Below are 16151 nucleotides of genomic sequence, written 5' to 3'. Positions count from 1 at the left end.
TAGGCTTGTAGGCTTGTAGGCTTGTAGGCTTGTAGGCTTGTAGGCTTGTAGGCTTGTAGGGACATTTTTTGTTCCTTATTGAGTTAATGTCAAGTTAAATATTTATTGTTTATTAGAAATTTCTTTGAAAGAAATTGAGAAAGCATCTTTTAGGTTTTCTGGCATAGAACGGTAGTCCGCGATCAATTTTTCTTCCTGTTCCGATATTTCGTTTTTTTGTATTACAGATTGAAACATCTCACCTTCACCGCTAACGAGCCAATTTAAATTGACCCCAGCTTTAGCGATCCCAGTCATGCCTTCCGCATTGGGTTCACGTTCACCACCGATATAACCTTGCATCGTACGATAAGCTATTCCTGCCTGCTCTGCAAAATCTGTAATTTTCCAATTTTTAGCTTCACATACTTGTCTTAATCTTTCTGATATGCACATTTGAGCGTTCCATTTTCAATTTATAATTGACAAATTACACATATGAGCGTATATTTGTTTTGAGTTTAAACGTATTTTATCACGTTTGAGCATATTTAAAATCTCTATTAACATAAATTTTAAACAAGACGATGACTCAGCATTTCTTACTTTCTAGCAAAGCTCGCACGCTTTCTTCTTACGAGATCGCACAACTCTCGGAAGGAGAAGCGTATGATTTGCTTTGTGAATTAAGATGGGGTGGCAAAGAGTTCATCACTTGCCCTAAATGTGGGGTGCAACACAAGCCTTATTATATTTCTACACGCAAACAATGGCGCTGCAAACATTGTAATCACACTTTTAGTGTCACTTCTGGCACCATTTTTTCCAATCGCAAGAAACCGATTAAGGTTTATCTCTATGCTTTAATGGAATGGGTAAATGCTGTCAAAGGGTTATCTTCCCTTCAATTAGCACGTAATGCAAAACTTAATCCTCGCACAGCATTTGTTTTATCGCATAAATTCCGCAAGGCATTATTAGAAAGTCGTGATATGAAACCCCTTTCAGGTGTAGTGGATATGGACGGTACTTATGTTCATCCTGCACCACGTAAAGCAAATAAGAAATCTGATCGCATTGACTATCGTTTAAAGGAAAATCAGAATCCTGATAAACGTTGTGTCATGGTTGCACGTGAGCATTATTCGCCAGAAGAAAAAGCCAGTAATGTGCTGCATTGTGGGGCAAAACGCTCTCACGTTTTTGTAGCGCATACTGAATCGCAATCGGTAGTGAAAAGTTTTGCTAACAAATTCATTAAACCTAATACGCAAATCAATACGGATGAAAGCACGGCTTATGATGTCTTGTTGCCTTACTATAACTTGAGAACTGTAAACCATAAAGAAGAATATCGTAGTGACTTAGGCGTAACGAACAATCAGGCAGAAAGTTTGTTCAGTCGTTTTAAACGTATGTACTACGGACAAGTTCACCGAATTAGTAATGAATACCTACTTAACTATGCTAATGAAATTGCGTACCGTGAGGACAATCGCCGTACCTCAAATAAAGCGCAGTTTATTGATGTATTAAGCCGATGTTTGAAAACCACCAACGATAACAATGAATGGTGCGGTTATTGGCAACGTAAAATTATTCATCAAGAAGTGATTTGGCAATAGATATATGGCATATAACCTAGATAAGAAACTCAAAGAGTTTGAATTTGAGCGTAAACAGGTATTACATCATCTTGCGTTACTTGATGCGAACATTGCCACATTAAAACGTGCTATTGAGCTTACTCAACAGGAAAGTGATGTAGCCCTTTATAATACGGACAACTTTGTGTACCGTTCCAAATATAAGCTCTTTAAAGGGAAAATTCGTAAATACATCGTACAAATGATGCGAGAAGCACCTAATAAAGCCTTTACAATTGCCGAGCTTACGCAGCGCATTTTTGATATTGAACAAAATCCTGATACACCGTCCGAAAAACATCTTGATTCCGTTCGTAAACAACTGAATGAGTTTTATAAAAGAGAATGGATTAATAGAGTTCAAATCAGCCGAAATGAGGTTCACTGGCAATGGAAACAAAAATAGCGGTATTTCTACCGCTACTTATCCATTTCTACTCAAGAGGTTTTAATCGCCATTCAGAACGCCTGAAAAATCTTCGCTTTAGTGTCCGTTTATGTAATTCAACTTCTTTCCGTTCAATAATTCCTTTCTTATACAGTTCTTTCAATACGCGAGCAACAGCTAATTCATGTTCTTTTTGGGGGAGAGGATAATCTTTGCCAGTGTCTAATTCCAACGCCGCCTCTGTAATAAAGTATAATGTTTTCCAACTATCACTTTGCTTTAATACTCTTGCAACCAACAATTGAAGATTTTGCTTAAACAATCGAGGTTTTATTAGCCTTGAAACATTAAATTGTGTTTTGATTTGCCTTAAATCGAAATTGGGTTCAATGTATATCAAGGTATTCTCAAAACAAAGTATTTTATCCTCTAAATCTGATTTCTGTTGTTTTAACTGCTCAAGTTGATGTTCAAGAATTGCTTTTTCTTTATAGCTACTTTCGATTAATTTGGTAAGTTGAGAAATAAGGTGGGATTCTGCCATAATAAAAATCTCCATTGAGTTAAACTTTCAATGGAGATTTTAGTATTTTCAAGCGGTTAGGTCTTTGTGCAACTGCTACATAATACCGGATTTTTTGACCGCACTTTGCTTTTTTATTTTAAAGCAATATGTACCGTAATCTCTTCACGATCGTGATACAAATGCTTCGCCTGAATATCAAATTCCAGTTCTTTTTCTGCTAACATCACCGCAAGATTTTCTAAGCACAACATCACTTCTTGATAACGTTTTTTCATTGGCAATTTCAAATTGAAAATAGTTTCTCGGCACCAGCCGTTAATTAACCATTTTCCAATTAAATTCGCAATTCGACTTGGTTGCTCCACCATATCACACACAAGCCAATCAATATGCTTACGTTTTGGTGGTTGGAATTTAAATCCATCTTCTGGGCAATGTTCTATTCTGCCAGTATCATGTAGGCTCGCCGCCATTTTGCCGTGATCAACCGCATACACAAATAAACCACGTTTCACTAATTGATAGGTCCAGCCGCCAGGGCAAGCACCGAGATCAACCCCTACCATATTTTCATTCAAGCGTTTACTTTCTTCATTTCGAGGAATAAAGGTTAGAATTGCCTCTTCCAATTTTAAAGTTGAACGGCTTGGTGCATCCGCTGGGAATTTTAAACGTGGGATTCCCATAAAGTGGGTGGAGTTATTACCAAGATAGGAATACCCCACATAGCAACAATTCGGCTGCGTGAAAAAACAATGCAAAATCTGACCGCGCTTTGCATTCGGCTTGCCTTGTAACCAACCTTTCTTTTTCAATGCTTGGCGCAACGGCACGGTGAATTTTCGGCAAAATGTCGAAAGCTCTTTGGCTTCATTCGTATCTGCTGTTTCAACAAATAGCTCTACCGCTTGCTTAAGATTAATGTCTTCTGCAATGCGTTCATATTGAGCCAGAATTGGCGAAATACGATCTTGAGGATCGAGATTTTCTAAGAGATCTGACACAACGATCATTTGACGTGCAAAAATCAAACGATTAAAAGGGATTTCTCGCGCTAAACGATCTGCATCACCTGGTTGATAGCATTCAAAAATGACATAGCCGCTGTTTTCTACCACGCGAGCAAAACCAAATACACCACGCTCAGAAGCTCGGTCGGTAATTTCTGCGGCCACTTCTTTTTCAAAGCCAATTCGACAATATAAGGCTAATTTATTCATATTTTCCCTAATTTTATTGAATCTTTAATCCATGTTCTAAAGGCTTGAATCTGTTCATCATCTAAACGATCTAAATGATTGACTACATAGAATGATTTCGGATCCCGTAATTCGGTTGGTAACACAATTTGCAGATGACCATTTTCAATTTCTTGCTGAGCCAAAATACGATTAGCCAGCACGATACCCTGACCATGAACAGCAGCTTGCAATGCCATAAATGTGTGGCTAAATAACGGGCCTTGCTGAATATTCAAATCATCTAATTTGAGATAATCTGCCATCGCTTGCCAGTTATCTCGAGTATGTGTGTGAATCAGCGTGTGCTTTTTCAAATCATCTGGACGGCGAACGGGAATTTTCTCAAGCAATGAAGGTGCTGCCAAAATCACTAAGTTTTCTTCACCTAATCGATCGACTTGTAAATTTTCCCAATCACCTTTGCCATAATAAATGGCAATATCAATTTCTTTATTTAATAAACCTTCATCTTGATCAACGCCTTTTAAGCGCACTTCAATTTCAGGGTGTTGCTTATTAAAATCACTCAAATGCGGCACAAGCCATTGAATACCAAAGGTTTGTGGCACACTAATTGCCAAATGTGGCTCTGCTTTAAGTGTTAATAAACGTTCGGTCGCTTCATTTAATTTTCGCAAAACTTTGTTAATATCAACAAAATAGGCTTTCCCAAATTCAGTCAATTCGAGTGAACGATTTTTACGTATAAAAAGCTCGACACCTAAAAAATCTTCTAATAATTTTATTTGATGGCTCACTGCGGCTTGTGTCACAAAAAGTTCATCCGCAGCTTTTGTGAAACTTAAATGTCGTGCAGCTGATTCGAAAGACTTCAATGAATTCAAGGGAGGCAAACGTTTATACATAATTCTTCCCAACGGCTAAATTTTAGTTTATAATGATGAAGATCTAATTCGGATTAGTTTTTTTTATTCGTCAAATAAAAAAACATCATTTGTCCTTCCATCACCTTCTACCTACAATACAACCATACTTAATGATTGGTAATTCCTTACAAGTTAATGAGTTTCAGACTTAAGTATGATGTTGTGTTTGCATATAGTTCGGTTCTCCGAACTGGAGTAACAATTAAGTTACTCATTTACTTCCTGTATATATTAAACCATTCTGGTTAAGCGCTGCTCATTTCGAGCGGCGTTTTTTTATTCCCGCATTCTAACATAAGCAAAATTTTATTTCCTGACCAACTTCACAAATTTGAAAATCCAATAAAAATTTTGAGAAATCACAATATTTTTGTGTTTAAAGGTTTTCATAGTAGCCGTTATGGTGTAGATTAACTGCATTTCCATTCATAAAATTATTTATACAAATTAAGGAAGCAAAATGAAAGACTTAGACTGGAACAATCTTGGATTTAGTTATATCAAAACAGATTATCGTTTCATCGCACATTGGAAAGATGGTAAATGGGATGAAGGGAAACTTACCACTGATAATATGCTACATATCCACGAAGGTTCAACTGCAATTCACTACGGTCAACAATGCTTTGAAGGCTTAAAAGCCTATCGTTGTAAAGATGGTTCAATCAACTTATTCCGTCCTGATCAAAATGCAAAACGCATGCAACACACCTCTGATCGTTTATTAATGCCACAAGTGCCAACAGAATTATTTATCCGTGCTTGTAAAGAAGTGGTGAAAGCAAATCAAGAATGGTTAGGCCCTTACGGCTCTGGCGCAACATTATATTTACGTCCATTCCTCTTTGGTACTGGCGCGAATATCGGTGTAAAAACCGCACCAGAATTTATTTTCTCTGTATTCTGCTGCCCTGTCGGCGCATACTTCAAAGGTGGTTTAGCGCCATCTAACTTCATTACAACTGATTACGACCGTGCTGCACCTATGGGTACAGGTGGTGTAAAAGTGGGTGGTAACTATGCGGCAAGTTTGCTTCCACATGAACTAGCCGCAGAAGAAGGTACGCCAGAACGTAAATTTGCAGATGCGATTTACCTTGATCCAAAAACTCACACTAAGATTGAAGAAGTGGGTGCGGCAAACTTCTTTGGTATTACCAAAGATAACAAATTTATCACGCCAGCTTCTGACTCTATTTTACCGAGTATCACGAAATACTCATTACTTCACATTGCAAAAGAACGTTTAGGCATGGAAGCAATTGAAGGTGACGTGTATATCGATCAACTTGATCAATTCGCCGAAGCGGGGGCTTGTGGTACTGCTGCAGTGATTACACCAGTAGGTGGTATTCAACACAAAGGTAAATTCCACGTGTTCTATTCAGAAACTGAAGTAGGCCCTGTTACACGTAAACTTTACAACGAGCTAACCGGCATCCAATTCGGTGATATTGAAGCCCCTGAAGGCTGGATTGTAAAAGTAGAATAATTTTTCTTTCTATCAACAAATCGAGATTCATTTAATTCAAGGACTAAGTTCTATCACTATAGGACTTAGTCCTTTTAATTTTTACACACTTTGTATAACGTATGTTTCAGTAGAAACACCTCATTAATAATATTTAACTCACGCCAAAATACTTCAAAATCAACCGCACATTTCCCCTTTTATTGTGTGCCTATATTTCAAATTATGATCTTCATCACAGTTTTATTCAAACAGATCGATTAGAATAAAATTGTCCATTTTTTCAAGCAAATAAGGAAGAAAAATGATGACTCCCTCTGCACTTATAGGCGAAGGAATTAACCTGATGTTTTCAGGGATGGGTTTTGTATTGGTCTTTTTGCTCATTTTAATTTGGGCAATTGGAGTGATGTCTAAACTTATCAACCGATTCTTTCCAGAACCTCAACCCGAACCCAAAACTTCCCAAAATTCAACCGCACTTTCTGCGGCACCTACTGACGATTTTGAGCGGTTACGTCCTGTGATTGCAGCGGCTATCGCACACCATCGCCGTACCCAACAGTTCAAATAAAATAAGGATTTTACCATGGCTAAAAAAATTAAAATGACAGAACTGGTGCTTCGTGATGCCCACCAATCACTTTTCGCAACGCGTTTGCGTCTTGATGATATGTTACCAATCGCTCATGAATTAGATGATATTGGCTATTGGTCGTTGGAAGCTTGGGGCGGTGCAACATTTGATAGCTGTATTCGCTTTTTAGGGGAAGATCCTTGGGTTCGTTTGCGTGAATTGAAAAAAGCTTGTCCAAAAACTCCATTACAAATGTTATTACGTGGCCAAAACCTATTAGGCTATCGCCACTATGCTGATGATGTAGTAGAACGTTTCGTAGAACGTTGTGTAGCGAATGGTATGGATGTTTTCCGTGTATTTGATGCACTCAATGATCCACGTAATATGAAAGCGGCATTACAAGCAGTACGTAAATTTGGTGGTCATGCTCAAGGGACTTTAAGTTATACCACCAGCCCAGTTCATACCATGCAAACCTGGCTTGATACGACTGAGCAATTACTTGAAATCGGTATCGACAGCTTGGTCATCAAAGACATGTCCGGTATTTTAAATCCAATGGCGGCTGCAGACTTAGTGCGCGAAATCAAAAAACGTTTCGACGTAGAATTGCATTTACACTGTCACTCCACCACTGGTATGGCAGAAATGGCGTTATTAAAAGCGGTTGAAGCAGGCGTAGATGGTATTGATACGGCAATTTCTTCTATGTCAGGTACTTATGGTCATCCTGCAACTGAATCCCTAGTCGCCACCTTACAAGGCACTGAATATGACACCGGTTTGGATATTCCTCGTTTGGAAAAAATTGCTGCCTATTTCCGTAATGTGCGTAAAAAATATGCCAAATTTGAAGGCCAATTACGCGGTGTAGATAGCCGTATTTTAGTGGCACAAGTGCCAGGCGGTATGCTCACCAACTTGGAAAACCAATTAAAACAACAAAATGCGTCCGATAAGTTAGATTTAGTATTAGAAGAAATCCCACGCGTGCGCAAAGACTTGGGCTACATTCCACTCGTTACACCAACTTCTCAAATTGTTGGTACACAGTCGGTTATTAACGTTCTCACTGGCGAACGCTACAAAACTATCGCCAAAGAAACTGCCGGTATTTTAAAAGGTGAATACGGTAAAACGCCTGCACCAGTAGATAGTGCGTTGCAAGCTCGAGTATTAGAAGGTGCGGCACCAATAACAGACCGCCCTGCCGATCACATTGCGCCTGAAATGGCGAAAATTGAAGCTGAAGTTGCAGAACAAGCTAAAGTGAAAGGCGTGAAATTAGCAGACAATGCTGTGGATGATGCTTTAATCGTGGCGCTCTTCCCTCAAATTGCGTGGAAATTCTTAGAAAACCGCAACAACCCTGCCGCCTTTGAGCCAGCCCCTACCGGCAATGAAAGTGCGGTGGAAAATAAACCTGTTTCTAAAGCTGCACCAGCTGCTTCAGGCTCTGCTGTTTATACCGTGGAATTAGAAGGCAAAGCCTTTGTGGTGAAAGTAAGCGAAGGCGGTGACATCTCTCATGTGGCGACTACTGCTCCGCAAGCTGCACCGCAAGCGGCTCCTGCTCCAGCAACTAGTGGCACACCAGTTACGGCGCCGATGGCAGGTAATATTTGGAAAGTTGTTGCAACAGAAGGTCAAACCGTAGCAGCTGGCGATGTATTATTCATTCTCGAAGCCATGAAAATGGAAACCGAAGTGAAAGCTGCACAGGCTGGTACCGTACGTGGCATTTGCGTCAAAGCCGGTGATGCTGTCGCCGTAGGTGACACCGTGATGACCTTAGCATAAGGAATGGTCTATGGAGAGTATTATTGCGTTAATTAAAGGGATGGGTATATTCCATCTGCAATGGGGGCAAGCGGTAATGATCGCTGTGAGCCTACTGTTGCTATGGCTTGCCATTTCGCGCAAATTTGAACCATTGTTGTTACTGCCAATTGGTTTCGGCGGACTATTGTCAAATATCCCTGAGGCAGGTCTTGCTATGACAGCATTGGAGAATTTGCTTCATCTCGGCTCACCAGAGCAAATTGCGGTAATCGCCGCGCAGTTGGGTGTTTCACCCGATCTTGCTGCAATTAAAACAGCGCTAAATTCTGCGCCGATATCTATGATAAATCAATTAGAAGTTTTATCTGTGGATATGGGTTACAGCGCCGGTATTTTGGCATTATTCTATAAAGTTGCGATAAGCTACGGCATTGCACCATTGGTCATTTTTATGGGCGTAGGTGCAATGACAGATTTTGGCCCGCTATTAGCCAATCCTAAAACATTGCTACTTGGTGCCGCTGCTCAATTCGGTATTTTCGCTACTGTACTCGGTGCGCTAGCGTTAAATTATTTCGGTATTATCGAATTTACGCTACCTCAAGCTGCGTCTATCGGTATTATCGGTGGTGCAGATGGTCCGACTGCAATTTATCTTACCAGTAAACTCGCCCCTGAATTGCTTGGCGCGATTGCCGTAGCGGCCTATTCCTACATGGCATTAGTGCCGTTGATTCAACCACCGATTATGAAAGCGTTAACCACAGAAGAAGAACGAAAAATCCGCATGACGCAAATGCGCCATGTGAGTAATCGTGAAAAAGTCTTGTTCCCGGTTATTTTGCTGTTGCTCGTTGGTTTACTCCTACCGGATGCTGCCCCATTACTCGGGATGTTCTGTTTCGGTAACCTCATGCGCGTTAGCGGCGTAGTTGAACGTTTAAGCGACACCACACAAAACGCCTTAATTAATATCGTAACCATCGTGCTTGGCTTATCTGTGGGTTCTAAACTGATTGCGGATAAATTCCTACAACCACAAACACTGGGTATTTTAGTTCTTGGTGTAATTGCTTTCGGTATTGGTACCGGCAGTGGTGTATTAATGGCAAAATTGATGAACAAATTCAGCAAAAATAAAATTAACCCGCTCATTGGTTCTGCTGGTGTATCTGCCGTTCCTATGGCAGCTCGCGTTTCCAATAAAATCGGATTGGAAGCAGATAACCAAAACTTCCTACTCATGCACGCGATGGGACCAAACGTTGCTGGTGTAATTGGCTCAGCTATTGCCGCTGGGGTCATGTTAAAATATGTCGGTACGTTGATGTAAGGTTAAAAATGCTGAAAATACCTAAATGAGGTTCATTAAATAACAAAAAGAGCGGTCAATTTGACCGCTCTTTTATTTATGATAATTTTCGTTACTCAACCAAACTCATCACCTGATTCTTCGCACCTTTGAAATCCACTTTGCCACTTCCGAGCATCGGGATTTCATCCACTAAGAAGACTTGGCTTGGGAGCATAATCGGCGGTACATTTAATCCTTTAATACGTTCATTGATCTCATCTAAAGAAAGCGCAGACTTAATTAAAAGCACAATGCTCTCGCCTTTTTTATCATCGCTCAAGGCAACAGCAACAAATTGAGTTTCTTCATCAAATACTTGTGAAAGTTTCTCTTCCACGCTGCCGAGGCTGATCATTTCTCCGCCGACTTTAGCAAATCGAGAATAACGATCCACGATGGTAATAAAGCCGTTATGATCGATATGGCCTTTATCGCCAGTTTTGTAATAACGTACACCATCAATTTCAACAATCACTTCTGCTGTTTTTTCAGGGGCATCCAAATAACCTTTCATGACTTGTCCACCACCAATCAAGATCAAACCGTCTTCGCCGACTGGTAATTCCTGCAAGCTTTCCGGATCCACAATTTTGATAATGGTGCCCGGTAATGGCATACCTACCGTACCAGCTTGATTGAAGGTAAATTCCTGTAAGGTTTCCGGATCAAGTAAATTAGGCATATTGACACTAGCTACCGGTGCCGTTTCAGTCGCCCCATAACCTTCGTAAATTTCCAAGCCAAATTTAAGTTTGAAGGCTTCTTTTACATCTGCTTTCAATTTTTCGGCACCCGCAATAACCATACGCACGTTTTGTAGCATCAACGGATGGAATTTCTTATTACGAACATACAATCTAAAGAAAGTTGAAGTCCCAAATAAAATACTCACCCGATGTCGAGCACACATTTTTCCTACTGTAGCCCCATCTGTTGGATCCGCCACGCTCACCATTTTAATCCCTTCACACAATGGCAATAAGGTTGTCACGGTTAAGCCAAATGAGTGGAAAATTGGTAAGGAATTCAAAATCACATCATCTTTATGGAAATTTAATAATTCACCGATCTGTTTAATGTTTGTCAGTAAGTTTTTATGGCTTAATTCAATGCCTTTAGGATCACCTTCACTGCCACTACTGAATAAGATGGTTGCAGTATCTTCCAAGCTTACGTCTGCAAAGTAGCGTAATTTAATCCACCATTGCGGTGCTAAAAACGCCGTTAAAAATGACCGCACTTTATTCGCTTTAGTAATAGATTTCCCTAAATTTTCCATAAAGAGAGCTTTATCAGCCACCACTTGGCTAAAGTCAAAACCTTTTGCGTTCAACTTATCCAAGAATTTTTCAGAAGTAATGACTTGCGAAATGTTAGCTTTTTTCAACGCTTTTTCCATCACTTCAGGGCTTAGCGTGTAGTTTAAATTTACCGGTACTTTGCCCATCACCATTAAGGTCATATTGATAATTGCCCCGATTGATGAACTTGGTAATAACACGCCAACATTTTTTTCATTCCCTAAAGCGGCTTTCAAGGTTTTCACAAACATCAATACTGCAGCAATAAATTTCAGGTTATTCAGTTTAGTGCCTTGCGCATCCACCGCGGCTTCTTTGAATAAATGCGATTTTGCTGAATTCAACCAATGGTGCATCAGCGGTTTACGTTTGCTCATGACTTTTTCCCATACGGAGAAAGAAAGTTCGAGTACTTTTTGCTTCATCGCTGTCGCATCAATAAAGCCATGAATGGGTTTACCAAATGCTACTAAAATTTCACGTTTACCTTGGCGTTTAGTTAAATTCTTATAGAAAGAATCCGCACGAGAGAAGCTGCTACCCCATAATCCACGTAAATAGAAAGGTACAGTCGTCACATTCTCTAAATCTTTTAATACGTGCTCAAAGCCTTTTTGGAACTCATTAATTTGACCGTTATAGCTGATATGACCTTCTGGGAATAAAGCCACCACTTCACCGCGCGCTAAATATTCACGAATGGTTTCAATAGATTCACGACTTGAACTGCCACCAATTGGAATCACTTTGAAAATACGGAAGAACCAAGTGAGATACCATTTGTTGTAAATCGGACGATACATCACAAATTTAATCGCACGAGGGCTAGCCGCTTGTAACACCAACCAGTCAATCCAGCTAATATGGTTACCTAATAACAACACGCCACCACTTTGTGGAAGATTTTTTAACCCATCCACATGAAAACGGTAATTTGCTTTTAACGCAAAGAGTAAGAATAAACGCGTAAATAAATGAGGCACTTTCGACATGGTATATAGACTCGCAGCAAAACATGCAGCTGAAGTTACTAAGAATAAACCTTGAGTCGAAACATTAAGTTGTACAAAAACAATGCTTAATAGCAAGAAGACCACCATGAACACGTTTTGCACAAAGTTGTTACCCGCCATGATTTTGCCGCTGATTTTCTCAGGTGCGAAATACTGAATGGTTGCATTCAATGGCACGATCAATAAACCGCCAGAGAAACCAAAGACAAAAGAACAAAGTGCTAATACTACTCCACTTTGGGCTAGAGTTAAGAAGAATAACGATACACAAATACCCAATGCACCAAGCGGAACAATACCTAACTCAATATGCAAACGAGAAGCACGACCAGCAAGATATGAACCAAGCGCAAGCCCTATGCCACTCACCGCAAGAATCGCTTGAATGACAACAGCATTATCTTCATTGAACATCGCTTTATAATGCGCAGGGAATGCCGCCACAATAATTTGTGACACGCCCCAAAATAGGCTTAATCCAATAACACTCAACCAAATATTTTGATCTGCTTTTAATATGCGAACGTTATCTTTCAAATACCCTAAAGAAAGGTATTTTCTCATATCAAACTGCCCATCTGTATTCTCAGCTTCTTGCTTAAAGAATGGGATTTTAAAAGCAAAATAGGCTTCTAATGCACTCAGCAATACTAACGCAACACCTATCACCCAAACACTTTGTAATACTTCATTCGGGTCATCTGATGCCACATAATGCGCTTCAAAGAAGAAAGAAAATGCAAAAGAACTAAATAGAATGGCCACAATGGTGAGCGCTTGAATGACACCGTTTGCCATACCAATATTTTCAGTGCCCACAATCGATTTAATAATGCTATATTTGGCTGGAGAATAGACCGCACTTTGCGCCGCCAAAATCAATGTCAGTACAAAGGAAATAGCAAACATTCCCGTCATATAACTCAATAAAATCCCCGCACTGATCACCACAGCCGCTAAACTGCTATAACGAATCACATTGGTGCGCGAAAATTTATCGTTAATAAATGCCGAAGGGGAAAATAAGAAAATAAATGGCAATAAAATCATCGCATTAATTAATGCCGTTAAAACAACCAAGCTCTCACCTGAAAAGCTTTTCAATAATACATTTTGAATGGTAATTTTATGTGCCAAATCCACACTGGCATTAATAAAGGCAATGGCTAAATAAGGCACAAAGCCAGCATATTTTAAGAGTTTCATTTCGCACTCTCCGCTTGATAAAGATTGAAGGTTTTCATATTCAAGAGATAAGGTTTTAACACCAACAACAAATCAAATAAATGTTTTAATTTTTCATCCTTTTGTTCGCTATTGGCTAATGCCGCTAAAGTCACATTCACCTCTTTTTCCGCTAACATTTTCGCAGCAGCTAAATAAGCTTTCACCACATCCATTTCAGCTTCATCACAACGAGACAAGATCGCCAAAATATCACGTTCTTTTGCGGTAAAAATACCTTCGCGAGGATTCAATAATCCTTCTGCTACCATGTCTTCGATTTGCTGAGTAGAAAGATGAAACTCTTCAGAGAGTTGCTCGACTGAAAACATTTCATTTTCAGCCCCCATGATGATATCCAATAATCCAATAAGGCTTTCATAAGGATTATTCCAATCAAAACGAGGATGAGCAAAAAGTGCTTTAATTTGTGAAATCGTTGCATTGAAATTGCTTTGTAGATATTTAATAAAACTGAGCAACTTCACACAATGTTCATCATAGAGATGAAAATTCGGTTTATCTTTCACCGGCTCTGGCAACAAACCTTCTTTCACATAGTACAGCACCGTGGATTTTGGTGTCTGACTAAGCTTAACCAAATCATTCATTTTTAACATCAGGATTTCCCTCTAGGTTGATTTGTTGTGTATTGTAGCGTATAAAAATAAAAAGTAAATAGTGTTACTTTACACTTTTAATTAGATTTAATAAAAAAGTTGCTCATCACATTATGAACAACTTTCTTAATCAGCTTTAGTTTTCAACTTTTCGCCATAGATCCTTACTGTAAATGACGCCCACTGAATTTTTCTTCGCCCCCATAATAGTTGAAGAAATATAAACCGGTGTGGTGTATTGGAAAAGCGGTAAAGCAAGGTTTTCCTGTTGGATCTTCTCACTTAATTTTAAGTAAATTTCTGACCGTTCTTTTTCATTTAAGCTTTTCAATGCTTGTTCAAAAAGTTGGTCATATTCCGCATTGGCATAGCCATTTTTATTATCTGGACTTTTAGAATAGAACAAGCCTAAAAATGCCATCGGATGATTAAAGTCAGCACACCAACCAGAACGAATGACTTGGAAATCTCCTTTTTGACGCTTAGTCTGTAATGTTTGCCAATTAACAGGTTGAGCATCCACGCGCAACATATCGGATTGTGTTAATTGGCCAACTAAACGTTGCGCAATATTTACATGCAAGGGTGCATCATCATAAAGCACATTTAAATGTAGCGGATGTCTTTCATCAATTTTATTTTGAGCCAATAACTGCTCGGCAACAACGGGTTCCCATCTTGAGTCTTGTCCATTTAACATAGCTTTCGGTAAAAAATACGAACTTGGAATTGCCGCTGGAATCTCATTATTCACAATATTCGTAACCGAAACCAACGACGCAATCGCCTTACGCACATCTGCCTTAGCAACTTTAGGATCGTTTAAATTAAATTCATAAAAATATCCACAAAGCTGCGGAAAATGCTGGAGCTCTGAGTGGACTTCCGGCACATCAACCACCACATCAAAGTGAGATAATTTAGTGGCGATAAAAGGCAAATATTCTACACGCTCAAAAGCGACATTATTTTTTTGCCAATAATAGGGGTTTTTAGCTAAGTGTATACTTTTCACATTTTCACTTTCGATCATATAAGCCCCGTTTGTCACGGGAGAATCAGGATCGCTATATTGTGGCACGAGGCTAATATGCGCCAACATTTCCGGCAAATACGGTGTTGGTTTATCAAGCTCAATACGTAAAGTGCGGTCATTTTCCGCATAAATTCCTAAGCTCTTAAAAGGTTTATTTTTTTCTAAAACGCCTTTCGCATTTTTTAGATTAAGATAAGCCAAATAAGATCTTAATGGACTATTTGATTGAGATAATGCTTGCCAAGAAAGCATGACATCTTGAGCGACTAAAGGATCACCATTTGACCAACGAAGCCCTTCACGCAAGGTAAAGATCCAGGTTTTGTTGTCTTTCGTTTGCCAACTTTCTGCGATACCCGGCACGATTCGCCCTTCCGAATCATAAGCGGTTAAACCTTCATATAAATCACGCAATAAGTTTTCTTGTTCTGGATAACGCACAAACCAAGGCTCAAAAGAAGGGGGATGAGTAAACGCTCGAGTCAGCAAAGTTCGACTCGGTTTTGATGTATTTTCTTGTTCGATAGACTGACTTTGTGTTGGTTGCTCTTCTGCTGCTGTGTTTGTAGATTTAGGACTGTTTAATTTATCACAACCACTCAATCCAAAAACAACACCAAAAATGACCGCACTTTTAAGCCAAGTAAAGAAAGAATTATCCATTTTCAACGTCTTCTGTTTTAATCCAAAAGAAAAAGAACCAATATTTTACCGCAATTAAAATGGCAATGATCGTTCGCCCCACTACACTTGGAGTAAAGTAAAAGCCAATTAAAAGCATCGTAGTTGAAAAGGTTAGAATAGAAATTTTTGCTTTTTTTGTTAATGCACGACGTTCATTAAAGGATTTTAGGTGCTTTTGATAAAGCTTCGTCCCTAAAAACCATTGTTCTAAACGAGAAGAACCTTTCGCAAAAGAATAAAGTGTAAGCAGTAAAAAAGGTGTTGTCGGAAGAATAGGTAAAAAAATACCAATAACACCTAATATTAAAGAAATGAATCCAAGAACAACATACATAGCCTTGGTTAAAGAAGTTTTTGGGAAAAACTTAAGTGAAACAACACCTATAACAATCGTAAGAGCAATGATGCCAGAAAAAATG

14 protein-coding genes are annotated in these 16151 nt (G+C 39.3%); 6 read left to right on the top strand and 8 right to left on the bottom strand.

Annotation, left to right across the window (positions count from 1 at the left end; all coding sequences use genetic code 11):
* Positions 1-102: 102 nt before the first annotated feature.
* Entirely contained in the window at positions 103-435 is a 333-nt protein-coding gene (locus ADA56_RS09560; RefSeq protein ID WP_049370312.1) for a helix-turn-helix domain-containing protein, read from the bottom strand.
* 131 nt (positions 436-566) lie between these two features.
* Here ADA56_RS09560 and ADA56_RS09555 point away from each other — a divergent pair, with 131 nt between their 5' ends.
* Positions 567-1604 (top strand): IS1595 family transposase, encoded by a 1038-nt coding sequence (locus ADA56_RS09555; RefSeq protein WP_049370311.1) that lies wholly within the window; start codon positions 567-569, stop codon positions 1602-1604.
* 4 nt (positions 1605-1608) lie between these two features.
* Complete coding sequence (locus tag ADA56_RS09550; RefSeq protein WP_005626903.1) at positions 1609-2031, top strand: hypothetical protein; 423 nt, start codon at positions 1609-1611, stop codon at positions 2029-2031.
* A gap of 28 nt (positions 2032-2059) precedes the next feature.
* On the opposite strand, the gene ADA56_RS09545 is transcribed toward ADA56_RS09550, so the two are convergent.
* The 3 genes from ADA56_RS09545 to ADA56_RS09535 form a co-directional block, all read right to left on the bottom strand.
* A complete protein-coding gene (locus ADA56_RS09545) occupies positions 2060-2557 on the bottom strand; it encodes a hypothetical protein (RefSeq protein WP_049370310.1) in 498 nt (165 codons plus the stop codon).
* A gap of 113 nt (positions 2558-2670) precedes the next feature.
* Positions 2671-3759, bottom strand: coding sequence for a 23S rRNA (cytidine(2498)-2'-O)-methyltransferase RlmM (gene rlmM / locus ADA56_RS09540; RefSeq protein ID WP_005698765.1), 1089 nt, complete (start codon positions 3757-3759; stop codon positions 2671-2673).
* A complete protein-coding gene (locus ADA56_RS09535; protein WP_049370309.1) occupies positions 3756-4646 on the bottom strand; it encodes a transcriptional regulator GcvA in 891 nt (296 codons plus the stop codon). Before ADA56_RS09535 ends, rlmM begins: the two co-directional genes overlap by 4 nt.
* A gap of 481 nt (positions 4647-5127) precedes the next feature.
* Here ADA56_RS09535 and ADA56_RS09530 point away from each other — a divergent pair, with 481 nt between their 5' ends.
* The 4 genes from ADA56_RS09530 (at position 5128) to ADA56_RS09515 (ending at position 9833) form a co-directional block, all read left to right on the top strand.
* Entirely contained in the window at positions 5128-6159 is a 1032-nt protein-coding gene (locus ADA56_RS09530) for a branched-chain amino acid aminotransferase (protein WP_049370308.1), read from the top strand.
* A 286-nt stretch (positions 6160-6445) separates the two neighbouring features.
* Positions 6446-6712, top strand: coding sequence for an oxaloacetate decarboxylase subunit gamma (locus ADA56_RS09525; RefSeq protein ID WP_049370319.1), 267 nt, complete (start codon positions 6446-6448; stop codon positions 6710-6712).
* 15 nt (positions 6713-6727) lie between these two features.
* Positions 6728-8518 (top strand): sodium-extruding oxaloacetate decarboxylase subunit alpha, encoded by a 1791-nt coding sequence (gene oadA, locus ADA56_RS09520; RefSeq protein WP_049370307.1) that lies wholly within the window; start codon positions 6728-6730, stop codon positions 8516-8518.
* Positions 8519-8528: 10 nt separating this feature from the next.
* Positions 8529-9833 carry a sodium ion-translocating decarboxylase subunit beta gene (locus ADA56_RS09515; protein WP_049370306.1) on the top strand — a complete coding sequence of 435 codons (1305 nt, stop codon included), beginning with the start codon at positions 8529-8531 and terminating at the stop codon, positions 9831-9833.
* 91 nt (positions 9834-9924) lie between these two features.
* Here ADA56_RS09515 and ADA56_RS09510 read toward each other — a convergent pair whose 3' ends face one another.
* The 4 genes from ADA56_RS09510 to ADA56_RS09495 form a co-directional block, all read right to left on the bottom strand.
* Positions 9925-13374 (bottom strand): acyl-[ACP]--phospholipid O-acyltransferase, encoded by a 3450-nt coding sequence (locus ADA56_RS09510; RefSeq protein ID WP_049370305.1) that lies wholly within the window; start codon positions 13372-13374, stop codon positions 9925-9927.
* On the bottom strand, positions 13371-14012 hold the full coding sequence (locus tag ADA56_RS09505; RefSeq protein WP_049370304.1) for a MerR family transcriptional regulator: 642 nt from the start codon (positions 14010-14012) through the stop codon (positions 13371-13373). The genes ADA56_RS09510 and ADA56_RS09505 overlap by 4 nt, the downstream gene beginning before the upstream one ends.
* 136 nt (positions 14013-14148) lie before the next feature.
* Entirely contained in the window at positions 14149-15711 is a 1563-nt protein-coding gene (locus ADA56_RS09500; protein WP_049370303.1) for a peptide ABC transporter substrate-binding protein, read from the bottom strand.
* Positions 15704-16066, bottom strand: a complete 363-nt coding sequence (locus ADA56_RS09495) for a YbaN family protein (protein ID WP_049370318.1) — start codon at positions 16064-16066, stop codon at positions 15704-15706. Before ADA56_RS09495 ends, ADA56_RS09500 begins: the two co-directional genes overlap by 8 nt.
* Positions 16067-16151 lie beyond the last annotated feature (85 nt).

The organism is Parahaemophilus parainfluenzae (genome assembly GCF_001055095.1).
GTDB lineage: Bacteria > Pseudomonadota > Gammaproteobacteria > Enterobacterales > Pasteurellaceae > Haemophilus_D > Haemophilus_D parainfluenzae_Z.
The sequence above is the reverse complement of the archived record's forward strand: the minus strand, read 5'-3'. Positions and strand labels throughout refer to the sequence as shown.